The sequence below is a fragment of the Rhodoferax sp. genome, from assembly GCF_010365055.1.
Lineage (GTDB): Bacteria > Pseudomonadota > Gammaproteobacteria > Burkholderiales > Burkholderiaceae_C > Rhodoferax.
In genome coordinates, this window is the sequence record NZ_JAAFHA010000003.1 from 54,125 (window position 1) to 78,374 (window position 24,250).

The window sequence follows — 24,250 nt, forward strand, 5'->3', positions numbered from 1 at the left end:
GAAGCGGGCTTAGCGCAGTGCCGGCAGCGAGCGAATCGCCTGTACCGCGCCCTGGCCAATCGCTGCGCCAAACCGCTTGGCCAGACGTTCGGCCACATTTTCGCGGCGGGTGTAGTCCACGATGTCTTCGGCTTGGACCACTTCACGCGCCACAAAATCAAGGTTGCCCAACTGGTCCGCCAGTCCGAGTTCAATCGCTTGCTGTCCGCTCCAGAACAAGCCGCTAAATGTCTCCTGTGTTTCCTTGAGCCGGCTCCCGCGTCCGGCCTTGACCACGCTGATGAACTGCTGGTGAATCTGATCCAGCATGGCCTGGGCAAAAGCGCGTTGTGTCTCGGTTTGCGGGCTAAATGGGTCCAGAAAACCCTTGTTTTCGCCGGCCGTCATCAGACGCCGCTCGACCCCCAGCTTTTCCATCAGACCAGTAAAGCCAAAACCATCCATCAGCACGCCAATGCTGCCCACGATGCTGGCCTTGTCGACAAAAATCTGGTCAGCCGCCACAGCAATGTAATAGGCGGCCGATGCGCAGGTCTCTTCGACCACGGCGTAGACCGGCTTCTTGTGCTTGGCTTTGAGGCGCAGCAGCTCGTCATTGATGATGCCCGCCTGGACCGGGCTGCCACCAGGTGAATTGATCAACAGCACCACCGCCTGGGCGCCTGCGTCTTCAAAGGCATCCCGCAAGGCAGACACAATTGCGTCTGCGCTGGCGTCCGCATCAGACGCAATTTCGCCCTTGATCTCCACGACAGCCGTATGCGGCTTGGAGACGGCACGGGACGCACCATTCTGACTCAGGGCCAGCCACGCCACCGAGATGAAGAACACCAGCCAGGCCAGCCGCATAAAAATACGCCAGCGCCGCGCGGCCCGCTGCTCAGTCAGCGACGCAAATGCCAGCGTCTCCAGGGTGGCGCGCTCCCAACCGGGACTGCCGGGTGTTTCACTTTTCATGTCATTTTTCATAGCATCCTGTTCACTACTGACGTGGGCTGAGCCCTGATTTTGTTCAAAAGCTTCCGCATTGGTCGCAACCGTCGCTTTGGCCGCTGTCTCGGGGTTGTTGGGTTCGATCATTTAAAACTCTAGGGGTTTGAGATTGGGGGCAGTATGCCAGTGCACGACGCCACCAACTTCGGAAACATCAATCTTGATCAAGCCACCCCGGCACGGACCCATGCGACAGTGGCCGGTCTGGGGTGAATAAATGGCACCGTGTGTGGCACACATCAACCAGTGGCCGGTACCGTCAAAAAAATGGTTGGGCTGGTAGTCCATTTCCATCGGCACATGCGAGCACTGATTCAAATAAGCATAGACCTGGCCTTGATAACGGATGGCAAAGCCACGCCCAGCGCGGCTGCAATAGACCACGGCAAACGGCACGCCGTCGCCACTGTCGATCAAATCAGCCGACGGGCACAGGGGGATCATTTGCTCCACGCGCGGGACTCAAGGCTGTCAGGCATTGCCCAGCAGCCAGTGGTGCAGATCGCCCACCGAATGGGCAATGAAGCGAGGACGCAAGGCAGCAAACGCCTCAGGCTCATGGGCGCCATAGCTCACCGCCACGCTGGCACAACCGGCGTTGAGTGCCATTTGCAGATCGTGCGTGGTGTCACCAATCATCAGCGTGCGCTGTGGTGCGACATCAAACTCGCGCATCAGTTCCTGCAACATGCGGGGATCGGGCTTGCCCGCCGTTTCATCCGCCGTGCGCGATGCATCGAACAAACCCTTGAGTTCTACTGCCTGCAAGGCGTCGTCCAGGCCACGCCGACTCTTGCCGGTGGCCACCGTCAGCCAGTGCTGGCGCGTCTTCAAATCTGCCAGCAGCGACAACACGCCCTCAAACAAGCTGATGTCACTTTGGCGGGCCAGATAATGGTGGCGGTAACGCGCGCCCAACTGGGGGTATTTCTCCACCGGCACGTCCGGCGCCGCGTGCGCCAAAGCCTCCATCAAGCCCATGCCGATCACATAGGCCGCATCCTTGTCGCTCGGCACCGCGCCGCCCACGTCACGCACGGCGTTTTGAATGCAACGCGTGATGATGGCCGTGGAATCAAACAAGGTGCCGTCCCAGTCGAAGGCAATCAAATCGAACTGGCGTGCTCTGGATGTCTCAGGATGCAGAAGGTGCGGCATGGTCGGAAAAAGCTTCAAGTTCAGTGGGGAGGGGGGCCAGCAGTTCCAGTCGCTCACCGCTGGCAGGATGGTTGAACTGCAAGCGCCAGGCATGCAAAAACATGCGTTTGAGGGCGGGCCGTGACCCGGACTGCAATAATTTTTTGTTCAGGCCAAAGTCGCCATATTTATCATCGCCTGCGATCGGATAGCCCTCGCTGGCAAGATGGACACGGATCTGGTGCGTGCGCCCGGTCTTGATCGTGACTTCCAGTAAGGTAAATGCAGTGGCTTTGCTCGCCCGGACTTTCACCAGAGTGACTGACGGCATGCCCTCGGGGTCGTCGCGGGGCACCACCTTGACCCGTCGTTCACCCTCGCCAGCACTGCCGTCCTTGGCAGGCAGCAGGTATTTGTAGAGCGGTTTGTCCAAAACCTTCTTGTTGGCAGGCCAGTGCCCGGCCACCAAGGCCAGATAGGTCTTACCGGTTTCACGCTCGCGAAATTGGCTTTGCAGTTTGGTCAGGGCACTGCGTTTTTTAGCAATCAGCAAAATGCCGCTGGTGTCGCGGTCCAGTCGGTGCACCAGTTCCAGAAACTTGGCTTGTGGGCGGGCCATGCGCAATTGTTCAATCACGCCGAAGCTCACGCCTGAGCCTCCATGCACAGCCACGCCGGCCGGTTTGTCGATCACCAACACATGTTCATCTTCAAACAAAATGGGGAAATCACGCGCCGGCGCGCCACGCGCCATGCCTTGCGCCATCGCCTCGGCTTTTTCCGCCACCCGCTCGGAAATTCGAACCGGCGGCAGACGCACGGTATCGCCCGTTGCCACCCGCGCATCGGCAGTGGCGCGGCCTTTGTTCACCCTGACTTCGCCACTGCGAATGATGCGATAGACATGGGTTTTGGGCACCCCCTTCAAGTGGCCCATCAGAAAATTGTCCAGACGCTGCCCGGCCGAGTCTTCATCGACGCATATCGTTGTCACCTGAGGTTTTGGCGGGGCTGGATTGCCCCCTATAATGTGTTTCACTAGCGAAGAGCTGTAAGTGGTTGATTTAACGAGAAGTTAATTCAAGTTGTGGACGGAGTTTAGTTCACCAGCACGGAGCAGCCCCGCCAGAAGGTCGATACCGCCGATTGCCCATGCCCGCAAACCGCAAGCCAGTTGCTTGCAGTGGCCCGCAAAACAAACGGTCAAGACGACGCTTTGAAACCCTGATACGGAATACCCCAAGATCACAGACAGTTTTGCCTGTGATCGGAATGAAACGAGATGTTTGTGTTGTTGAGCCTGATTCACCACTGCCTGGGGCGCGTTTGCGCGCCTCGATTTGGCATGAATTGGCCATTAGCGCCCACAAAATGGGCGCATAGAGCTATTGATTCAGTAGCAAATTCACAACCCTGGCAACCCGTTCCCCTCCACGCGCCTACGCCCGGACTTTTTCTCTAAGTCCTGGTTCTCCGGCTTTTTCCTCCTCAATTCAAAGCGTCAGTTCCGGTATCAATGGCTCGTCAAGAGCTTATTTGTTATTTGAATTGAAGGAATGCTCCCCATGAAACGGATGCTGATTAACGCCACGCAGGCTGAAGAACGCCGCCTGGCCATTGTCGATGGACAAAAACTCCTTGACTACGAGATTGAAATTGAAGGCTGCGAACAGCGCAAGGGCAACATCTACAAGGCCATCGTCACCCGCGTTGAGCCCTCCCTCGAAGCCTGTTTTGTCGATTACGGCGAAGACCGCCACGGCTTTCTGCCGTTCAAGGAAATTTCCCGCCAGTATTTTCAACAAGGCGTGGCTGTCGGCCAGGCCCGCATCCAGGACGCCATCCGTGAAGGCCAGGAACTGCTGGTGCAAGTGGAAAAGGAAGAACGCGGCAACAAAGGCGCAGCCCTGACAACCTTTGTGTCGCTGGCCGGGCGCTATGTCGTGCTGATGCCCAATAACCCACGCGGTGGCGGTGTGTCGCGCCGCATTGAAGGCGAAGACCGGGCCGACCTGAAAGAAGCCCTTGATCAGCTTGAATACCCCAATGGGATGAGCATCATTGCCCGCACCGCCGGCATAGGCCGCAGTGCACCCGAGTTGCAATGGGACCTGAACTACCTGCTCAAATTGTGGACTGCCATTGACGGCGCATCCAAGGGTGCCAAGGGCGCCTTCCTGATTTACCAGGAATCGTCCTTGGTGATTAGGGCCATTCGCGATTACTTCAACAACGACATCGGCGACATCCTGATCGACACCGATGACGTGTTTGACCAGGCCCAGCAATTCATGGCCCACGTGATGCCCGAGCACGCCGACCGCGTCAAGCGCTACCGCGACGATGCACCGCTGTTCAGCCGTTTCCAGATCGAGCATCAGATCGAATCGGCCTACGCCCGCACCGTGCAATTGCCCAGCGGCGGCGCGATTGTGATTGACCACACCGAAGCGCTGGTGTCGGTGGACGTGAACTCGGCCCGCGCCATCAAGGGCAGTGACATCGAAGAAACTGCGACCCGCACCAACCTGGAAGCGGCTGAAGAAGTGGCGCGCCAGATGCGCCTGCGCGACCTGGGCGGCCTGATCGTGATCGACTTTATCGACATGGAAGAAAGCCGCAACCGCCGCGACGTCGAAACCCGCCTGCGCGACTCGCTGCGGCAAGACCGCGCCCGCGTGCAATTTGCCACCATCAGCAAATTTGGCCTGATGGAAATGAGCCGCCAGCGCCTGCGTCCCGCTTTGTCAGAAGGCGCCTCCATTCCCTGCCCGCGTTGCGGCGGTTCCGGCCACATCCGTGACACGGAATCGAGTGCTTTGCAGATCCTGCGCATCATCCAGGAAGAGTCGCTCAAAGACAACACAGCCTCGGTACTGTGCCAGGTGCCAGTTGACGTTGCCTCCTTCTTGCTCAATGAAAAGCGGGCCGAAATTACAAAAATCGAACTCAAGCAGCGCATCAATGTGCTGATGGTGCCCAACAAAAACCTGGAAACCCCCAATTACAAGCTCGAGCGCCTCAAGCATGATGACCCGCGCCTGGACAACATCGAATCGAGCTACAAGATGGCCGATCAGATGGAAGACGCCACGGCAGTGACGCGTCGCTCACAAGAGCCCACCAACAAGCAGACGCCGATCATCAAGGGCGTCTTGCCCGATGCACCGGCGCCTGCGGCCATTCCAAAGCCCGAGCCCGTCAAGCCGGCCGTCGCCGCGCACACCGCGCCCCGGCACGTGCCTGCGGCCCCGGCGGCGCCGGTCGAGAGTGGATTCTTTGCCTGGCTCAAGCGACTGTTTGCGCCTGAAGCCGCACCCGCAGTGCAAGCGCAGCCCAAGGTGGACGCCGGGCAAGCCAGCAAGCAAGAGGAACGCCCCAGCCGTGACGGTGCCCGTCGCGAAGAAGGTCGTGGCGGCCGGGGTGGGCGCGGTGGTCGTGGCGAAGGTCGGGCTGACGGTCGTGGCGCCAAAGGTGGCCGCGGCGAGCGCCCCGCCTCCGGCCTGCGTGAGCGCTTCGACGGCGAAGGCCGCCCCGGCGCGATGGATGCCGGCGCTGCGCCAATGCAGGCGCCTCAGATCAGGCCTTCACAGGGAGCCCCCGGAGCAGAACCCGGCCAAGAGCGCCCGCCGCGCAATTCAGAGCGTGGCGGCCGTGGTGGCCGCGGCGGTCGCAACCGCGGCGAGCGAGTCGAGGGCGTCGAGTCGACCGGCCCCGCAGAACGCGATGAGCTTCGGCCCGACCTGCGCAATGAGCGCCGTCCCGAACGCAGCCGCCGGCCTGACGCAAGCGCAGCCAGTGCGCCCGCTGACGCGGTCAATCAGGATGTCAACCGCGCCGATGCCGCCGCCTTGCCGCAAGCGCAGGTTGTGGACCTTGAGGCTGGTTTTCTTGCCGATCAAGCGGCCGAGCGCGCCGAAGGTTCTGCAACGCGTGAGAAGCGCAGCCGTGACCGTTATGGCCGCGATCGCGCCCCTCGCGCTGAACGACCCGAGCAAGGCGAGCGTCAAGACCAAGCGATGCGTGACAACCAGGCTGTGCCAGAGGCTCTAACAGAAGAACCCCGCAGGTCCTACTTCACGGCCAGCACCGAAGCCATCGGAGCCTCCACAGCACCAGTCGCTGCTGCCACAACGCTGGCTGCCGCGCCGGCCGCAGTGTCTGTGGCCGTGACCGCAGCCGAGACGGTCGCTGTGCCGGTGGTTGCAACCCCCGTGGCAGCACCCGTCGCACCGGTAGCGGCAGCAGTAGCCATGCCCGCGCTTGAACAGTTTGAGCTACCGTTGGGCGAGTTGGTTCAGGTCGCACAGAGTTCTGGCCTGAATTGGGTCAACTCGAACCCTGACAAGATAGCAGCGGTTCAAGCGGCTATTGCAGCCGAGCCCAAGCCGATTCACGTGCCCCGTGAACGCCCTGCCGTGGTGCGAATCGAAGGTGAGCCGCTGGTTTTGGTGGAGACCAAGCGTGATTTACGCAGCATGACACTGCCCTTTGAAGAAAAGGAACCGCAGTAAACTGATTTGCTGCCCCAAAGGGCAGCCACAAAAAAGGGCACGTCAAGTGCCCTTTTTTTTATACCTGCGCTCGCTCAAGAAATATCGACGGCCCCCACCTTGGGCGCATCCCCAAAAAAGCCCCGACGCACCAAGCCAAGGTGACTGCAAACTTTGTTGCGACCGCTTCGCTGCGCAAAATCAACGGCGAGCTCGGTTTTCTCCAGCGCACTGCTGGGTGAATCATCGGCCAGCACACTGGTAAAGCCGCAACTCACCGTCACCCGGCCGACTTTCGGGAAACTGAATTTTTCAACATTGGCCCGAAAACGCTCAAAGGCGGCCAGCACTAGCGCCTCGTCCGGGCAATGCATCAAGACGCCAAAATGCTCGCCGCCAAAGCGGTAACTGCGGTCGTAAGTCCGCAACGTGTTATTCATCACGCGCGCCACCAGCAGCAGCACTTCTTCGGCGATCGGGTGCCCGTGCTTCTCACTGATCAGCGCAAAGTTATCCACGATGGCTGAGCCGAGCCAATAATTGGCCGGCACCCGATGGCGACGTTCCTGATCCAGTGCTTTGGGCGAGCCTGCCATATGGGCCTCACCCGTGAGCCCATCAAGCTCTTCCAGCACCGCGCTGTAAAACGCGTCATCAAGCGATTTACGATTGAGCAGGCCGGTCAGGGCATCGCGGTCGCTGTATTCCAGCAAGGAGTACATGTTGCGGTAAATTCGGCGCAATTGCTCGACCATCAGAAGATGCTCTGCGGTCAAGGTCGAATCTGAATGGAGTTCGATCACGCCTGCGTCATCTTTGCGTGAATCTGAAAACAGCGGGAGCATGTAAATGCGAGGACCCTCGTCCCCAGCCCAGGCAATTTCGACCATTTCACGCCCCAGCAGACACTTCAGGCGGTCGGTTGCGTCGCTCAGATTTGCCAGGGTCAAGAAGTCAACCCGCATCGGATCGACGATCTTGCCGCCGCCCTTGGCATCGAGCCGCGCCACCTCCAGCCATCGCTGTTCACCCTCCTCACTCATCACGCGTGCAATGACGATGCGCTGAATCGGCAGCAGATCAATCAGCGCCTTGGAGAGCGTGAGTTCCAGTAAATCCCGATCCCGGTGGTCGGTCAGTTTGAGGATATGTTCGATCAAGGTACTCATAGGCTTCGCATAATAGTCCCGAACACCGAGGCGGTCACGCGCTAGTGGTGATCTTGGCCGCGTTTTTCCAGGCTTGCGTGGCCGCCACAACGTCGCCCCGGCGATCGGCCAACTCGGCCAGCGCGGCCCAGGCATTTCTCTCCAGGCTGACGTCCTGCAGCCTGGGCAGTGACTGTTGCAGCAACTGCTGGGCTTTGCCCCACAACTGCAGTCGCATGCAGGTGATACCGGCGAGATACTGCAAGCTTGAGTCGGCTGGATTGGCCATTTGCGCCCGCTCAATGCGTGTCAACCAGGTCGCTTCGGGTGTGCCAGTGGCCATGGCAAAGCTGCTCTCCAGTGCCCGAATAAGACTGATACGCTGCGCGTCCGTCAAGGCCCCCGGCTGCGCCAGCATGCGCTCCCAGACCGGCAGCAGCCAGTGGCGCGCCAGTTCAATATCGCCACCCACTTTCAGCAGGCGGCTACTGGCTTCAATGGCAACCTCGGGCATCAGACGCTCTGCCTCGTCGAGTTGACCCCACACCGTTTGCAGCTGGTCCGGGTCATAGGCGGTCAGCACCAGGTCAAGCGCCAGGCTGCGCAAGATTCCAGGCGCCGCCACTTCGGAAAAGGCACGGTGTTTGGCCAACAAGCGGGCCGTTTCCAGGGCCATCTGCGTCTGGTGTGCCATGCGTGCGGCCTGCAGCCGCAAACGCAAGGCCAGGGTGCGCCGGGACGCGCCTTGCGGTAGTTCATTCAGCCATTGCAACGCGCCTTGCGCATCGTGGTCTTCCAGCGACCAACGCGCCGCCCGCAACTGCACCCCTTCACAGGTCTCCTGGGCATCGTGCCTGGACGCCTGTTCCAACGACTGGCGCAAATGATCCTCGCGCGCCACCTTGTCCTGTAGCGACTGGGCGCTCTCGGCTGCCAGCAAGTGCGACAGCGCGCGCAGGCGCGCAGAATAGACCAGTGTTTCACCGCTGCGGGCCATGGCACTCTCCCGCGCCAGCACCACCTCAGCGGCCTTTCTGGCGCGAATAAAGCGCCCCGCCATCATGTGCGACAGAGCGTCCAGCAAAGCGACGTGCATGGCGCGCTCCTGGTGCTGGATGCGCCAGCTGCGCGCATGGCCCGGCATGGCAAACAAGGCGGCCAGTGCACGCAAGGCCACATGCAGGACCAAAACGAACAAGGCCAACAACAGCACCACCAGATTGAGCGACAGATCCACCCGGTAAGGCGGCCAGAACACGGTGATCGTGCCCTGGTTATTGCCCGCAAACAACGCGATGGCTACCGCCACACCAAATAAGCCTAAAAACCAAAGGGCCGCCCGCATAGGTAGATCTACCTTCCGGCCGCCGCAGTGGCGAGGGCGGCGAGCGTTTCATCCACTTGCGGCAGTTGCAGCGTTTTCATTTGACTTTGTACCTGCTGCAACAGGTCCACCGCCAACTGCGTCTTGCGCGCCGTCGGGTTGAAATATTTGTTGAGCGTCAGGTGAGCCGCGGCCAAATCCGCCCGGGCTGAATCGATCTGCCGCGCCAACAGTCCGAGGCGAGCGTTGAGCAACTTCAGTTTCAGGTTTTCCCGCACAAAGAACGACTGTTCCGGCGACAGCAGGGCTGCTTCGGGCTGTTCAATGCGGCTGAGCCGCACCAGGCTGCGTGCCTCTGCCAGTACCACCTGCAAACTGCGCTGCCACCAAGTGGGCAGGGTTTCCTGACTCTGGCGCTTGATGGAGCCGGTGGCCGAAACCGGCGCTACTGCATTGGCCAGCACCAACTCATCGGCCAGGCGCGCCAGGTCATCGAGTTTCATCAGCAAACCAGGCGTGTCGCTCACCACCGCCGCCTTGATGCGGTCAATGTCACGCCGGATCGCACGCTGCAAGGAAGTGAGCCGCGGTTGGGCCGCTCTCGAAACGCGTTGATCGGCCGTTTTCAAGGCCGCCAGCAAGGGCTCCACGCTGCCGGTAAGCTGGGCCTGCTGCTGTGCAAGGCGAATGGCTGATTCAATGTCCACCACCAGATTTTCATCGCGCGAGCGCGACAGGCTCTGCATCAACTCTTCCAGCTGGGAGCGCTGCAGCGTGATCTCGCTCAAGCGCGCGTCAAAGACGGCCACCCGCGCCGCCGACTCGCGGGCCAACTCCTGCGCCAGTTTGGCCGTGGAGCGAGCCTCCAGTGACTGGGCGCTGGCATCGGCACTCTGGCGTGCCAGCTGTTCCTGCATGGAGGACAGCTTTTGCCATGACAAACCGCTCAGCAACAAGGCCAGCATCGCGGCGGCCGCAATGGCCAGCGCCAACAAGCGTTGCCAGTGCGGCAGCCCCAGCGGCATGGGCGCGCTGGCTGGCGCCGCTGCCGCACCAGCGACGTCCAGGTCCAGGTTGGCTGCGCCAGGCGTAGGCGTGTCCGCGTTAGCGTCGGCGTTGGCATCAGAGTTCATCGCCTGGATTCTAAAGTGTTGGGGTCAGAGCCCGAAACGGGTCAGGGTGCTGAGCGCGTTGGCAGCTCAGGCTGCGGACAGTTGTACCTGCTTGATGCAGGCGATCAACTCAGGGAGCGTCGGGCGCGACTCCTGGACTATGCCAAAACCAGCCTGCTGCGCTGCCGCGGCAATTCGCGGGTGCGTGGCCACGGCCCGGGCACCCGCCCAGCTCTGCCCCGGCAGGCAGGCGCTCAGGTTGGCAACAGCTTCCGTGCTGCTGAACAGCCACACCGAACCATCGGCCGCGGCCCGCAATGCCAACGCGCGCGCCTGGCTGCCGAGTTCGGGCACACCGCGCTGGTAGGCCATGACAAATTCTGCCCGGCCACCGGCTTGCCTGACTTGGCTGGCGAACCAGTCGCGCCCGGAACCCTGATCTGTCCGCGCTGTGGCGCCGGCTGAGCCCAGAGAATCACCGCCACGCACGATCAGCACCCGGTCACCCGGCTGCACCTGCGGGCCCACCACCTGCCACAAGGCTTCGGAATCAAATTGACCGGCATCGACTGGCGGCGCATCCAGCCGTTCTGGCGCAACACCCTGCCGCAACAGCGCGCGCGTGGTGCCGGGGCCGGTTGCCCATGCTCTTATTTTAATAGCTGAATGCGCAATGAATACGGGGGCTAGAGCCGGTTTTGATCTAAAAAAATAGTCAACGGCATTGCCACTGACAAACATGACGGCGACATAGTCATCCAGATGTTGCCAGGCCCGAGCCAGATCGGCCGTGTCGTCCACCGGTCCCACCTCGATCAGCGGCAACGCGACCGCTGGCAGGCCTTGTGCTGACAAATCAAGTACCCAGCGCTGCGCCTCGCGCTCGGGGCGGGTCACGATAAGCCGCATTCAGGCTTGGCCCTGCACCGCATCCGCCACCAGCACTGTGCCGCCCTGGGCCAGCACGCCGGCGCGCAAATCTGCCGCCACCCGCGTGCCCAGCGCCGTGGCACTGGCGAGATCGGACACCACGGCACTGGCGCGCACCTGCACCAAGGCCAGCTTGCCATCGGGGTCGCCCCAGGCAGCGTCGATCGTCAAAGTGTCGGCAACCAGGGTGGCATACGCGGCCAGCGGCATGGAGCAACTCCCGCCCATGGCCCGGCTCACGGCGCGTTCGGCCGAGACCGCCAACCAGGTGGTGTGATGCGCCAAGGGCGCCAAGGCATCGATCACATCCTGGCGCTGGCTGCGCACCTCAATGCCGAGCGCGCCTTGCCCGGCAGCGGGCAACATCTCACTGGGCTCAAAAGTGGCGCGAATGCGCTGACCCAAACCAAGCCGCTTCAGACCGGCTGCCGCCAGCACAATGGCCGCGTACAAGCCCTCATCGAGTTTGCGCAAGCGGGTGTCGAGGTTGCCACGCAAGGGCTCGATCTTCAGGTCCGGTCGCAGGGCGCGCAGCAAGGCCATGCGGCGCAAGCTGGAGGTACCCACCACAGCGCCTTGCGGCAGGCTGGCCAGGTTGGCATGGTGATTCGACACAAACGCGTCGCGCGGGTCTTCGCGTTCCATCACGCAGGCCAGCGCAAAGCCCTCGGGCAGCTCCATCGGTACGTCTTTGAGCGAATGCACCGCCAGGTCGGCCTGACCGCCTTCCAGCGCAACTTCCAGTTCCTTGACAAATAAGCCCTTGCCGCCCACTTTGCTCAAAGCGCGGTCCAGAATCTGGTCGCCCAGGGTCGTCATGCCCAACACGCTGACCTCATGACCGCCCTGCGTGAGCAGCGCCTGAACATGTTCTGCCTGCCACATGGCAAGGCGGCTTTCGCGGGTGGCTATCGTCAAAGTACTCATGGAGATGGATTGGCAGGACGTAGCCTGCTGGTAATCATTAAGGTGCGCAGGATGCTAGCATGACCAACGTTGCCATCTTGCGCCACCTGCTTCAAAACTGCCATGATCAAAGTCCAAAAAATCGCGTCCCTCCAGCACACCCAGGACAACGAGCAACCGCTGGTTGATGACATCCGTCTGTTGGGCCGCATCCTGGGCGATGTGATTCGTGAGCAGGAAGGTGTTGCCGCCTTCGAGTTGATCGAGCAAATCCGCCAGCTCTCGGTGGCGTTTCGGCGTGATGCCGATCACGACGCCAACAAGGCGCTCAATCGACTGCTCAAGGGCTTGAGCGTTGACGCAGCCGTCAGCGTGGTGCGGGCCTTCACCTATTTCAGCCACCTCGCCAACCTGGCGGAAGACCGGCACCACATTCGTCGCCGGGCCATCCACGAGCGCAGCGGCAGGACGCAAGAGGGCAGCATTGAAGTCGCGCTGGCACGACTGAAGGCGGCGGGCATCGCCCCTGCAGCCATTGCGACAACCCTGGCCCACAGCTATGTCTCCCCGGTGCTGACCGCCCACCCGACTGAAGTCCAGCGCAAGAGCATTCTGGACGCCGAGCGCGCCATCGCCCAGCTGTTGACGGTGCGCGACGACATCAAGGTCCATGCCAGCGCCTTGAAGATCAAGAATGATGCCCTGACGCCACGCGAACTGCTGGACAACGAAGCGCAGATGAAAGCCCACGTCCTGCAGTTGTGGCAGACCCGGCTGTTGCGCTCGAGCAAGCTCACCGTGGCCGACGAGGTGGAAAACGCCTTGAGCTATTACGAGAGCACTTTTTTGCGGGAGATTCCCAAGCTTTACGCACAGCTCGAGCGCGAACTTGGGCAACACCCGGTGCACAGTTTTTTTCGCATGGGCCAGTGGATTGGCGGCGACCGCGATGGCAACCCCAACGTCAACGCGCAGACCCTGAGCCATGCCCTGCGCCGCCAGGCCGACGTGGCGCTGCGGCATTACCTGACCGAGGTGCACTACCTCGGCGCCGAACTGTCATTGTCGGCACTGCTGGTGGACTTTGGCCCCGCGATGCAGGCGCTGGCCGACCAGTCACCCGACCACAACCCGCACCGCCAGGACGAGCCGTACCGGCGCGCCCTGATCGGCGTCTACGCCCGACTGGCGGCCACCCTCAAGGACCTGACCGGCGGCGAGGCGACCCGTCACGCCGTGGCACCCCAAAACGCCTACCCCAGCGCGCAAGAATTTCTGGCCGACTTGCGCACCATCGAAGCATCGCTGCTGGCGCACCATGGCGAGGTGCTGGCGGCGCAACGCCTGCACCCCTTGATTCGGGCGGTCGAGGTGTTTGGCTTTCATCTGGCCACCGTCGACTTGCGCCAAAGCTCGGATCAGCATGAAGCCGTGCTGGCCGAGTTGCTGTTGGTGGCGCGGCTGGAAGGCGCTTACGCCCAGCTCGATGAGCTGGCCAAGCGCCGCCTGCTGATGGGTCTGCTGAACGACGCGCGGCCATTGCGTGTCATGGGCGCCACCTATTCAGCCCTGACGCAAAGCGAGCTCGCAATTTTCGAGACCGCCAAAGTCATGCGCTCACAGTTTGGGACGCAGGCGATTCGCCACTACATCATCAGTCACACCGAGGCCGTGAGTGACTTGCTTGAAGTGCTGCTGCTGCAAAAAGAAGTCGGTTTGCTGCTGGGCACGCTGGATGACCAGGCCCAGTGCGATTTGATTGTGACGCCGCTGTTTGAGACGATTGAAGACTTGCGCAACGCAGCGCCCATCATGCAGGACTTTTACGCCCTGCCCGGCATCCGCCAGCTGGTCAGCCGCAGCCGCCCTGACCAGTACCGCGACCAGGACATCATGCTGGGCTACTCTGACAGCAACAAGGACGGCGGCATTTTCACCAGCAACTGGGAGCTCTATCAGGCCGAGATCGCGCTGGTGGACGTGTTTGACAAAATCAACCAGCACGACTTGAACGCCGATGGCACACCCCGAGGCGCGGGGGACATTCAGTTGCGCTTGTTCCATGGCCGTGGCGGCACCGTGGGGCGAGGCGGCGGCCCCAGCTACCAGGCGATTCTGGCGCAGCCCCCCGGCACCGTGCGCGGGCAAATCCGGCTGACGGAACAGGGTGAGGTCATCGGCTCGAAATACGCCAACCCCGAAATCGGCCGACGCAACCTGGAAACCCTGGTCGCCGCCACGTTAGAGGCGACACTGCTCAAGCCCACCAAGTCGGCCACCCAGCCGTTTCTGCGGGCCGCTGCCGCGCTGTCGCTCAGCAGCATGGCCGCCTACCGCCGGCTGGTGTACGAAACCCCAGGCTTCACCGACTACTTTTTCAGTGCCACGCCGATCCGGGAAATTGCCGAACTCAACATTGGCTCGCGCCCGGCATCGCGCAAGCCGTCGCAAAAAATTGAAGATCTGCGCGCCATTCCCTGGGGCTTTAGCTGGGGCCAATGCCGCCTGACGCTGCCGGGCTGGTACGGCTTTGGTTCGGCGGTTGAATTGTTTCTGGCCCAGGGCGTGCAGAAAGACCAGCTGGCGCTGCTGCAAAGGATGCACAAGCAATGGCCGTTTTTCAACACCTTGCTCTCCAACATGGACATGGTGATAGCCAAAAGCGACCTCGCGCTGGCGTCGCGTTACGCCCAGCTGGTGACAGACGCCCGGCTGCGCAAAAAAGTCTTTGGCGCCATTGAAGCCGAGTGGCACCGCACCGCCAACGCCTTGAGCCTGATCACCGGCGACCCGCAGCGACTGGCCCACAACGCCGCCTTGCAGCGCTCCATCCGCCACCGCTTTCCGTACATTGACCCGCTGCATCACCTGCAAGTAGAACTGGTACGCCGCTACCGCGCCGGGCAAACCGATGAGCGCCTGAAGCGCGGCATTCACATCTCGATCAACGGCATTGCAGCGGGGCTGCGCAACACCGGCTAGGCACCAGCTCGCGCGTCAGCAGGATCGCTTGCAGACGACTCATGATTGAGACAGTCCGCGCGAGTGGCGGACTTGGCTATGGCGGTGGCATCAGCCGCATCGTTCTTGCCGCGTTTGCCGCTCATGCGGTACGATGATCATGGTCTCCCCTCTCAAGTGAGTTGATGAAAAGTCTGGCCTTTCCATCGTGGCATTTTGTTGCCGTAAACCGCCACCCTGACGGGGCACGGCTCGCTGAAGACGGGAACGTCCCTTTCGTTCGTTAGACCTTTCATCGGAGAACGCGTTGCTGCATTTGCACGGTAAAAAGCTGGTTCTGGCCGTAGTGATTGCGGCTGTCTTGTTCGGGGTCGCCACCACGATTGCCGGTGTTCGCGCGCTGCTCGGAGCCGACCCTGGATACATCGTGTACCCGCCGCTCCTGCGCTTCAACATCATCATGGGAGTCGCTTATGTTGCCGTCGGCATCATCGCGTGGCGAAGTCTCAAGGTCGGCGTCTACGGAGCCGCCGCGATCTGTGTACTCAATTTGTCGGCTCTTGGATTCATCCGCTACCTCTACACGCCGAATGGTCCCATCGCCAGCGAGAGCCTTCAGGCCATGACGTTCCGCACTGTTGTTTGGTTCGTTTAGTTTCTCGCCTTGGCGTGGGCGCGCCGACGGGGAGCCGTTCGAAATGACGCATAACCCGTCGCTCCAGCCCACGTGCCAAGGCCTGCTGCCTCCGCACGCGGCTTAGCTCAATCGTTGGAGAACCCATCATGGCGCACTACACCGCACAAGTGCTTTGGCTAAGGGACGAACAGGACTTTCTCGACAATCGCTACAGCAGAAAGCATGTGCTTCGTTTTGACGGTGGCTTGGAAGTACCGGGCTCCTCATCCCCTCACGTTGTTTCCCTTCCGATGTCTGATGCATCGGCGGTGGACCCCGAAGAGGCATTTGTTGCCTCCCTCTCAAGCTGTCATATGCTGTGGTTGCTGTCCATCGCAGCTAAACATAAGTTTCGCGTTGATCGCTACTTTGATGCTGCGGCTGGTGCCATGGAGAAAAATGCGGAAGGAAAAATGGCCATGACCGTGGTCACGCTCCGACCTGAAGTACGCTTTTCAGGAGAGCGCTTACCCACGCGGGAGCAAATCAGTCAGATGCATCACGAAGCTCATGAACAGTGTTTTATCGCCAATTCCGTGAAAACCGAGGTACGTTGTGAGCCAGTTTTCTAACCCTACGCCAAAGTGATCTTGCCCCCGAAAAACGGACTCCATCGCTGATGAAAAATTCCAGACATTGGAGGCTACGAAACGAGCATTTCCCGGGGCAGGTCCAAACCTTTCACTCATCAACGACAAGTCCTCACACGGTGACCAAGCGAATGGCGGCAATGGGTCTGGAACCGCCCGAAGGGCTCGGTTTGAAAACAATCAGTGGCTGAAAAGTTTGCAATGCGAACCTGCTCACTGAAGCCAGCCTGCCTCCTGTGCAGTGTTTTATAGCAAATCAGGCTGCAGCCCACGTTCCATAAGCGTATATAGCTATATTTTCTATAGCATAAGCACGGCAACCATCGCTTGACTTGGCGCCAACCACGGCTTGCCACCAAGGGCCAGTCCAGCCAATTTGCCGCGCCAGAGCCAATGCTCAGTGCCGGCGATCGCCGTGCTCATGCGGCCTGCCCCACGCCAAAGGCGCATCAAGAGAACAGCTGAGCAGAAAAGAATGTGTGGCACATTAGGGCCCCATGTTTGCCAGCCCTGTCCGCCTGAAACCAGCCCTGTGGTGGAGCGTCCTTTTATTCATCAGCGCGATCTTGGGCTGGGCGCTGACCGCGCTCCATTTACCCGCCGGGGTGCTGCTCGGCTGCATGCTGGCGGGCATCGTGTTGTCGTCCCGGGATATTCGACTTGGCGTACCTTCCCCTCTGTTCGTGCTGGCGCAAGGGGTGCTGGGCTGCCTGATGGCCCAAAGCCTGCAGCCCGCCACGCTGGTCAAGGTGGCCAATGACTGGCCTATTTTTTTGGGCGCTACGGTCTCGCTCATTGCCGCCAGCGCGGGCTTGGGCTGGCTCCTGATGCGCCGCCAGGTGTTCCCGGGCACGACGGCGGTGTGGGGCCTGGCCCCGGGCGCAGCTTCGGCCATGGTGGTAATGGCCGAGTCGTATGGCGCCGACGTGCGGCTGGTGGCCTTCATGCAGTACTTACGCGTGGCGGTGGTGACGGCGGTGGCCGCCCTGGTCGCTCATTTTTGGACTACCCAGAGCGCGCCACTGGCCGCTGAAGTGCATTGGTTCGCGGTCATCAACCCAGGCAACCTGGGCTGGACGCTGCTGCTCGCCTTTGCCGTTTCAAGCATCGCGCGCTGGCGGCGCATTCCGGGCGGCGCGATGGTGGCGCCGCTGGTTCTGGGCGCGGCCTTGCAAGCCATGGGCTGGCTGGTGATTGAACTGCCGCCGGCGCTGCTGGCTTTGTCCTATGCCGTGATTGGCTGGAGCATCGGCCTGCGCTTCACGCGCAGCATTCTGCTGCATGCCTTGCGCGCCTTGCCCGCGGTGCTGGGGTCGATCGTTGCGCTGATGGCCGTTGGGCTGCTCATTGCCGTGGGCCTGACCCAGTTGGCGGGTTATGACCCGTTGACGTCCTATCTGGCCAGCAGCCCGGGCGGTGCCGATTCTGTGGCCATCATCGCCGCCACCAGTGCCGTCGACGCCGGCTTCGTGATGGCGATGCAACTGGCGCGCTTTCTGATGGTGCTGGTGTTGGGGCCGCGCGTGTCGAAGTTTGTTGCGACACAATCACGCATCGACCGATGATTTCATTTCATCTTTTACTTTTAAAAGATTAAGCCGTGCGCATCCTCCTGGCTGAAGACGAAAGCGAGCTCGCCAACTGGCTGGTTCGCGCGCTGCAGCAGGTCGATTTTCAGGTCGACTGGGTCAATGACGGCCGCCTGGTGCGCAGCGCCCTCAAAGGCACGCGCTACGACGCGCTGATCCTTGACTTGGGCCTGCCCGGCTTGGGCGGGCATGACGTATTGGCCGACCTGCGCGAAGCCGACCATCGATTGCCCGTGCTGATCTTGACAGCGCGCGATTCCCTGATCGAACGGGTAAGCACCTTGCGCGAGGGCGCCGACGACTTCCTGGCCAAGCCATTCGAGCTGGCCGAACTGGAGGCACGCCTCATCGCCTTGATCCGGCGCGCGCGCGGCAGCGAGCATCCGCGCTTTGCCTGCGGGCCACTGGCCTTTGATGCCGCCAGCAAACAGTTCAGCCTGGGCCATGAGCCCTTGACGCTGACACCGCGCGAACACGCCGCGCTGCGCGCGCTGATTCAACACAGCGGCGAACCCTTGTCCAAGCAGGATATTCTGGACCGGGTGTTTTCCGATGAGCAGGACGTGCATCCCGAGGCGATTGAAGTGCTGGTGCACCGGCTGCGCAAACGACTCGCCAACAGCCCGGTTCACATCGCCACCCTGCGTGGCCTGGGTTACGTCCTGGAATGCAAGCCTTGAACCTGAACGCCTTGCACGCCTTGAGCTTGCGCCGCACCTTGCTGCTGGTACTCATTCCTGGCTTGTTGACGGTGGGTGGCGCCGGGGTGTGGCAAACCTGGCGCACTGCGGTGGGCGCGGCCAATGCCGCCTACGACCGCTCACTGCTGGGCGCAATCAAGGCCATGGATGCCAACATTTCCACAGCCAGCGGAGGTCTGGGCGTTGAGCTGCCCTATCGCCTGCTTGAGTTCTTTGAGCTGACTGCCAATGGGCGTGTTTATTACCGGGTGGCGACCGAAGACGGCCTGGTTGAAATTGGCACCGCCGGGCTGCCGCCCCCACCCCAGGTGCTGGTGACTGAACGGCCTCAATTCATCGATGCCAGCTTCTTTGGAGAACCGGTACGCGTGGGCTCCTATGCCCGCGTGCTCGACCCTCCATTGGCAGGGCAGGCCAAGGGCCAGCGCGTGGTCATTCAGATCGCGGAGACTCTGGAGTCGCGCCAGGCCTTCACGCGTGCTCTGGTGCTGGAGTCAGTCGCGCGCGACCTGCTTTTGCTCATTGTGGCCATGAGCCTGATGACGCTGGCGGTCGGCTGGGCGCTGCTGCCCCTGGCGCGACTGCGCAATGAAGTCGAAGCACGCTCCGCCCTGGATTTGACGCCGATCGTGGCCGCCGGCGTGCCAGCCGATGTACAACCGCTGGTGCAGGCCATTAACCACCACATTGAGCGCAGCCGCCAGCAGGCCGAGGCGCGCCAGCGTTTTGTGGACGATGCCTCGCATCAATTGAGGACGCCGCTGGCGACCCTGAGTACGCAAGTGGGCTTTGCCTTGCGTGAACTTGATCCCGCGCACCAGCGCGAGGCGCTAAGCGCCATCAAGACCCAGCTTGAAGAAATGGTCAGGCAGACCAACCAGATGCTGGCTTTGGCGCGCGTTGACAGCGCCGGGCTCAAGACAGAAGTCGTGGATGCCTCTGAGTTGGTTGAAAGGACGACGCGCGAGTGGTGGCTAGATGCGCGCGAACACGGTGTTGATCTGGGATTTGAGCCCGATGCCGAGCCGCTGCGCGTGCTGGTGGATGCCGCGATGTTGCAAGAAGCCCTGTCCAATTTGCTGCATAACGCGATTCGCTACACGCCACCGGGCGGGCAAGTCACGGTGCAATTGACGCACAGTGACTGCGAGGGGGTGATCACCGTGGTCGACAACGGCCCAGGCATGCCCACGGAGGAACTCGCCCGCGCCGGTGATCGTTTCTTTCGCGGCAGCAATGCGTCCCAGCCGGGCACCGGTCTGGGCCTGGCCATCGTGCGCTCCATTGCCGAGCGTCATGGCGGTGAATTGCGCGTAGACGCCAATGCAAATGCTCAAGGCTTGGCCGTTGCCATCGTTTTGCCCCTCATACGCATCGTCAGCTAGTTCAAGGGTTTTCCCTAGTGATTTGGTGCTTGACTTGAAAGCACGCTGAAAGCCCGGTCTCGCTAAAGTTCGCTCACTCCTCCTGATGGGCAAGCCATCGCAGGGGGCGTAATCCAAAAACTACTGGAGCTACCATGAAATTCAAGTCACCCCTTCTTTCAGTGATCCTGGCCAGCCTTGCAGCCGTGAGCACGGCCGGAGCGCTCGACAAAACCGAGTGCATCGCAGCAGCCAAGCCGGGCGGCGGTTTTGACCTGACCTGCAAACTGGTGCAGCAGGCCCTGATGCAAGGCAAGTACGTGTCCGACCCGATGCGCATCACCTACATGCCCGGCGGCATTGGCGCGGTGGCCTACAACACCATCATTGCGCAGCGCCCGGCCGAGGCTGGCACGCTGGTCGCCTACTCGGGCGGGTCGCTGTTGAACATTGCGCAGGGCAAGTTTGGCCGTTACAACGAGAACGATGTGCGCTGGGTCTCTGCCGTGGGCAGCGACTTCGGCGCCGTCATCGTCGCAGAAAATTCGCCGTTCAAGTCGCTCAAGGAATTGGTCGCCGCGATCAAGGCCGACCCCACCAAGGTGGTCTTTGGCGCGGGCGGCTCCGTCGGCAGCCAGGACTGGATGAAGGCCGCATTGACCGCACGCGCCGCGGGCCTGGACCCCAAATCGATGCGATTCGTCGCTTTTGAAGGCGGTGGCGAGGCGATCACGGCGCTGCAAGGCGGCCATGTGCAGGTCTATTCCGGCGACGCATCGGAGGCCGAAGAGCAGATCAAGGCCGGCGCCAAGATTCGGGTGCTGGCGGTGATGTCCGACAAGCGCCTGGAAGGCAGCTTGTCAGGCGTGCCCACGGCCAAGGAGCAGGGCATGGATGTCGAGTGGCCCATCATCCGCGGCTACTACGTCGGCCCCAAGGTCAGTGATGCGGACTACAAGGTCTGGGTCGACACCTTCAACAAGATGCTGGCCACACCCGAGTTCAACAAGTTGCGCGCCGAGCGCGGGCTGTTCAAGTTCGCCATGACCGGCGCCGAATTGACGGCCTACGTCAAACAGCGCGTCGCCTACTACCGCACCATGGCGGCCGACTTCGGCCTCAACGTCGCCAAGTAATTGGCGCAGCGTGACCGGGCGCGTCGCCCGGTTGCCAACCTTCAAGGAGACAGAGCAATGAGCGACCGAATTTTGGGCGCGGTGTGCGTGATCGTGGGCGCGGGCATGGCCTGGGCCGCCCACGGCTATGCCGCCCCTATATCGTACGAACCGGTGGGCCCGCGCGCCTTTCCGCTGCTGATGGCCGGTCTGATGGCCGGCGCCGGTGCCTGGCTGGTGGTGCGCCCCGGGCCCCACGGCTTTGGGCTCGCACGCAATCATCTCAAGCCGATCAGTTTTGCGGTGGTAGCCGTGTTCGTCTACGCAGCACTGTATGAATGGCTTGGATTCACGCTCGCCACCACCGTCATGGCGCTGCCGGTCGGCATGGCCTTCGGCGGCAGCTGGAAGCAGTCACTGGCCGCTGGCGCTGGCCTGGGGCTGGTGCTGTTCCTGCTGTTCGACAAGCTGCTCGATGTCGTTCTGCCCACAGGCTTGTTGTCGTTCATTCTTGGGGGGCGCTGATGGAGACGCTGCAATATCTTCTCACCGGTTTCGGTGTGGCCCTGACCCCCACCAATCTCATGGTGGCCGCGATCGGCGCCTTCATCGGCACCATCGTCGGCATGCTGCCGGGGCTGGGGCCGATCAACGGCGTGGCTATTTTGATGCCCCTGGCCTTTGCGCTCAAACTCCCGCCTGAAACTGCGCTGATCCTGCTGGCTGCGGTCTACATGGGCTGTGAATACGGGGGTCGTATCTCGTCGATTCTGCTCAATGTGCCGGGCGACGCGGGTGCCATCATGACCGCGCTGGACGGCTACCCCATGGCCAAGAAAGGCATGGGCGGTGTGGCGCTGTCGATCTCGGCCTGGGCTTCTTTCATCGGCTCATTGATCGCGACCATCGGCATCGTGCTGTTCGCGCCCTTGCTGGCACGCTGGGCGCTGGCGTTCGGACCCGCCGAATATTTTGCCCTGATGTGCTTTGCGTTTGCCTGCATCACCGGGCTGATGGGCGACGCACCGATGAAGGCGGCCCTTGCCGCGGTGATTGGCCTGTCGCTGTCCACCATCGGACTGGACTCGAACTCTGGCGTGTACCGCTTCACCGGGGACAACCTGCATTTGTCTGACGGCATCCAGTTCATCGTGGTGGTCATTGGCGTGTTCTCGATCAGCGAAATCCTGCTGATGCTGGAGCAGCACCACAAGAGCGAAGGCATCATCAAGGAGACCGGCCGCGCGCTGTTCAACATGAAGGAGTTGGCGCTGACCTGGTGGGGCACGGTGCGCTCGGCGGTGCTGGGTTTCATCGTCGGTGTGCTGCCGGGTGCCGGCGCCACAATCGCAAGCGCCATGGCGTATTCGATGGAAAAACGCGTGGCTGGCGCACACGGCCATTTTGGGCAGGGCGACATCCGCGGGGTTGCGGCCCCCGAGGCCGCCAACAACGCCTCGGCGGCGGGCTCTTTTGTGCCGATGCTGACACTGGGGGTGCCGGGCTCGGGCACCACCGCCGTGATGGTCGGCGCGCTCTCCTTGTACAACATCACCCCGGGGCCGGCGCTGTTTTCACAGAACCCGACATTGGTGTGGGGTTTGATTGCGTCGCTGTTCGTCGCCAACGTGATGCTGCTTTGCATCAATATCCCGATGGTGGGCGTGTTCACCCGCGTGCTGCGCGTGCCCAATTGGGCGCTCGTGCCCGGCATTCTGGCCGTGAGCACCGTGGGCGTGTTCTCGGTGCACGCGACCACCTTTGACTTGATGCTGATGTCCACTTTTGGCGTGGCGGGCTACCTGCTGCGCAAGCAGGGCGTGCCGATGGCGCCGCTGATTCTGGGCTTTGTGCTGGGCGACATGATGGAACAGAACCTGCGCCGCGCCTTGTCGATCACCAACGGCGAGCTCGGCATTTTGGTATCGAGCCCAATTTCCAAGGGGCTGTGGATCATCGCCGCCGCGATGATTGTGGTGCCGCCACTGATGCGTATGCGGGCTGGCCGCCAGGCCCTGGCCGCCATATAAGGAAAGTCAGCGCAAGCCCGGGTTGGGCCTTGGTGGCCCGGGCTGGCAGTCTCTGCTTGGAAAATCGGCCGGGAATCGCCAGTTGTTTTGACTCTGGCACACCATCTCGCCGCCGACTGAAATCATTCAGCCATTTGCTCCTAATTTATGCCAAATCAGGCTGTAGCCCTCATAGAGTAAGCACATACAGCTATTGTTTCAATAGCATGTTCGGCTAGGGGTTGCACCTGCAAACTGCTGTGCGCCTGGCACTCGCCAATGACAGCCGGACCCGGCACCGATTCAAGGTGCCAGCACGCGAATCTGAAGCACACGCCTCGGGTCGCTGTCCGCCTCGCTCCCGTAGACGCCGCTCTGCGGGTTTTTCCCGGTGAAGGCCACCGAGACCCACTGCCCCAAAGGCGCGCTGACCGTGGTGGTGAACTGACTGCGCGACTGCGCCGGCAGGTCGGTGCCCGTGCGGCCTTCCACGCTGGCTGACTGGACTTCGATCTCCACGGTCACCCATTGCTGTGGACCGGGCCAGCGCGGCTGCAGCTTGATGCTTTGGCCAGAGTCCATCCATGTCACAGCGCCAGTCGCGCTGGCGCTGCTGCTGCTGGCGGCCACGCCAGCTGACGATAAGGTCGCGTGGTGAGCTGACGCTGATTCAATCCATTGCATCGGCATGGATCGGCCCACGCTCAGGCTGGCCTTCTCACCGTTGCGCACGCGCAGCTGCTGCGGCGCCAGCAAGGCCTTGCTCGCCTGGGTCTCCACTGCATAGGCAGCGCCCTCGCCCACATTCACTTCTCGCACGTCGACAATCAAGTCGCGTTGGGGCAACTGGGCGAGCGCGGGCAGCGCCGCCAGCGCCATCAATCCGGCGAGGGCAAAATATTTCAGGTTTACATGTTTCATGATGAGCTCCATTATTCAGCCAGGCAACAGTTCCCGCACCGCACCGCCTTCTCGTGGGCGAGCGATTGCCGGGATCAACCATTCGTTCACGCACCAATTATTTTTTGTTCCAATCAGGCTGCAGCCTCACCGCCATCAAATGATGAGCGACCCGCTGATTTGTCAGTCTGATGGGCGATCGCCGTCAGCGTCGACGTCACACCACTGATATCCATCATTGAGCGCCGGCCTGAAAGGCTGACCAGCCCTTTTCCTGATTGACCTTGCCAACTTGCCAAGGG

Annotated in this window: 20 protein-coding genes; 10 read left to right on the plus strand and 10 right to left on the minus strand. The window is 61.6% G+C overall.

All coding sequences use genetic code 11. From position 1 onward, the window contains the following. Positions 1-9 precede the first annotated feature (9 nt). From GZ093_RS01410 to GZ093_RS01425, 4 genes are all read right to left on the minus strand, one after another. Positions 10-969, minus strand: a complete 960-nt coding sequence (locus GZ093_RS01410; RefSeq protein ID WP_296481141.1) for a S49 family peptidase — start codon at positions 967-969, stop codon at positions 10-12. 111 nt (positions 970-1,080) lie between these two features. Continuing rightward, positions 1,081-1,437, minus strand: coding sequence for a Rieske 2Fe-2S domain-containing protein (locus GZ093_RS01415; protein WP_296481144.1), 357 nt, complete (start codon positions 1,435-1,437; stop codon positions 1,081-1,083). Between the two features lie 27 nt (positions 1,438-1,464). After that, the gene (locus GZ093_RS01420; protein WP_296481054.1) at positions 1,465-2,151 is read right to left on the minus strand and encodes an HAD-IA family hydrolase; all 687 of its coding nucleotides are present in this window, start codon (positions 2,149-2,151) and stop codon (positions 1,465-1,467) included. Further along, complete coding sequence (locus GZ093_RS01425) at positions 2,129-3,169, minus strand: RluA family pseudouridine synthase (protein WP_296481056.1); 1,041 nt, start codon at positions 3,167-3,169, stop codon at positions 2,129-2,131. Before GZ093_RS01425 ends, GZ093_RS01420 begins: the two co-directional genes overlap by 23 nt. A gap of 526 nt (positions 3,170-3,695) precedes the next feature. Here GZ093_RS01425 and GZ093_RS01430 point away from each other — a divergent pair. Beyond that, positions 3,696-6,644, plus strand: coding sequence for an Rne/Rng family ribonuclease (locus GZ093_RS01430; protein ID WP_296481058.1), 2,949 nt, complete (start codon positions 3,696-3,698; stop codon positions 6,642-6,644). Positions 6,645-6,718: 74 nt separating this feature from the next. Here the strand turns inward: GZ093_RS01430 and GZ093_RS01435 are convergent, their stop codons facing one another. The 5 genes from GZ093_RS01435 to hemC form a co-directional block, all read right to left on the minus strand. Beyond that, positions 6,719-7,792 carry a GGDEF domain-containing protein gene (locus tag GZ093_RS01435; protein ID WP_296481060.1) on the minus strand — a complete coding sequence of 358 codons (1,074 nt, stop codon included), beginning with the start codon at positions 7,790-7,792 and terminating at the stop codon, positions 6,719-6,721. Positions 7,793-7,826: 34 nt separating this feature from the next. Further along, positions 7,827-9,116: a heme biosynthesis HemY N-terminal domain-containing protein gene (locus GZ093_RS01440; protein ID WP_296481061.1), complete on the minus strand. Its 1,290-nt coding sequence runs from the start codon at positions 9,114-9,116 to the stop codon at positions 7,827-7,829. Between the two features lie 8 nt (positions 9,117-9,124). Next, complete coding sequence (locus tag GZ093_RS01445; RefSeq protein ID WP_296481148.1) at positions 9,125-10,120, minus strand: uroporphyrinogen-III C-methyltransferase; 996 nt, start codon at positions 10,118-10,120, stop codon at positions 9,125-9,127. 174 nt (positions 10,121-10,294) lie between these two features. After that, positions 10,295-11,116, minus strand: coding sequence for a uroporphyrinogen-III synthase (locus GZ093_RS01450; protein ID WP_296481063.1), 822 nt, complete (start codon positions 11,114-11,116; stop codon positions 10,295-10,297). Continuing rightward, positions 11,117-12,064 (minus strand): hydroxymethylbilane synthase, encoded by a 948-nt coding sequence (hemC, locus tag GZ093_RS01455; protein WP_296481065.1) that lies wholly within the window; start codon positions 12,062-12,064, stop codon positions 11,117-11,119. Positions 12,065-12,166: 102 nt separating this feature from the next. Between hemC and ppc the strand changes: the two genes are divergently transcribed. The 9 genes from ppc (at position 12,167) to GZ093_RS01500 (ending at position 23,069) form a co-directional block, all read left to right on the plus strand. Next, positions 12,167-15,025: a phosphoenolpyruvate carboxylase gene (gene ppc, locus GZ093_RS01460; RefSeq protein WP_296481067.1), complete on the plus strand. Its 2,859-nt coding sequence runs from the start codon at positions 12,167-12,169 to the stop codon at positions 15,023-15,025. A 286-nt stretch (positions 15,026-15,311) separates the two neighbouring features. Further along, positions 15,312-15,659 (plus strand): hypothetical protein, encoded by a 348-nt coding sequence (locus tag GZ093_RS01465; RefSeq protein WP_296481069.1) that lies wholly within the window; start codon positions 15,312-15,314, stop codon positions 15,657-15,659. 128 nt (positions 15,660-15,787) lie between these two features. Beyond that, positions 15,788-16,252 (plus strand): OsmC family protein, encoded by a 465-nt coding sequence (locus GZ093_RS01470; protein WP_296481070.1) that lies wholly within the window; start codon positions 15,788-15,790, stop codon positions 16,250-16,252. Between the two features lie 515 nt (positions 16,253-16,767). Further along, entirely contained in the window at positions 16,768-17,835 is a 1,068-nt protein-coding gene (locus tag GZ093_RS01475; RefSeq protein ID WP_296481071.1) for an AbrB family transcriptional regulator, read from the plus strand. A 35-nt stretch (positions 17,836-17,870) separates the two neighbouring features. Continuing rightward, positions 17,871-18,539, plus strand: a complete 669-nt coding sequence (locus GZ093_RS01480; RefSeq protein ID WP_296481072.1) for a response regulator — start codon at positions 17,871-17,873, stop codon at positions 18,537-18,539. After that, complete coding sequence (locus tag GZ093_RS01485; RefSeq protein WP_296481073.1) at positions 18,536-19,945, plus strand: sensor histidine kinase; 1,410 nt, start codon at positions 18,536-18,538, stop codon at positions 19,943-19,945. The genes GZ093_RS01480 and GZ093_RS01485 overlap by 4 nt, the downstream gene beginning before the upstream one ends. Before the next feature lie 134 nt (positions 19,946-20,079). Then, positions 20,080-21,060 (plus strand): tripartite tricarboxylate transporter substrate binding protein, encoded by a 981-nt coding sequence (locus GZ093_RS01490; protein WP_296481075.1) that lies wholly within the window; start codon positions 20,080-20,082, stop codon positions 21,058-21,060. A gap of 57 nt (positions 21,061-21,117) precedes the next feature. Continuing rightward, a complete protein-coding gene (locus tag GZ093_RS01495; protein WP_296481078.1) occupies positions 21,118-21,564 on the plus strand; it encodes a tripartite tricarboxylate transporter TctB family protein in 447 nt (148 codons plus the stop codon). Beyond that, a complete protein-coding gene (locus GZ093_RS01500; protein WP_296481080.1) occupies positions 21,564-23,069 on the plus strand; it encodes a tripartite tricarboxylate transporter permease in 1,506 nt (501 codons plus the stop codon). The genes GZ093_RS01495 and GZ093_RS01500 overlap by 1 nt, the downstream gene beginning before the upstream one ends. 282 nt (positions 23,070-23,351) lie before the next feature. Here the strand turns inward: GZ093_RS01500 and GZ093_RS01505 are convergent, their stop codons facing one another. Beyond that, entirely contained in the window at positions 23,352-23,969 is a 618-nt protein-coding gene (locus GZ093_RS01505; protein WP_296481082.1) for a hypothetical protein, read from the minus strand. Positions 23,970-24,250: the final 281 nt, after the last annotated feature.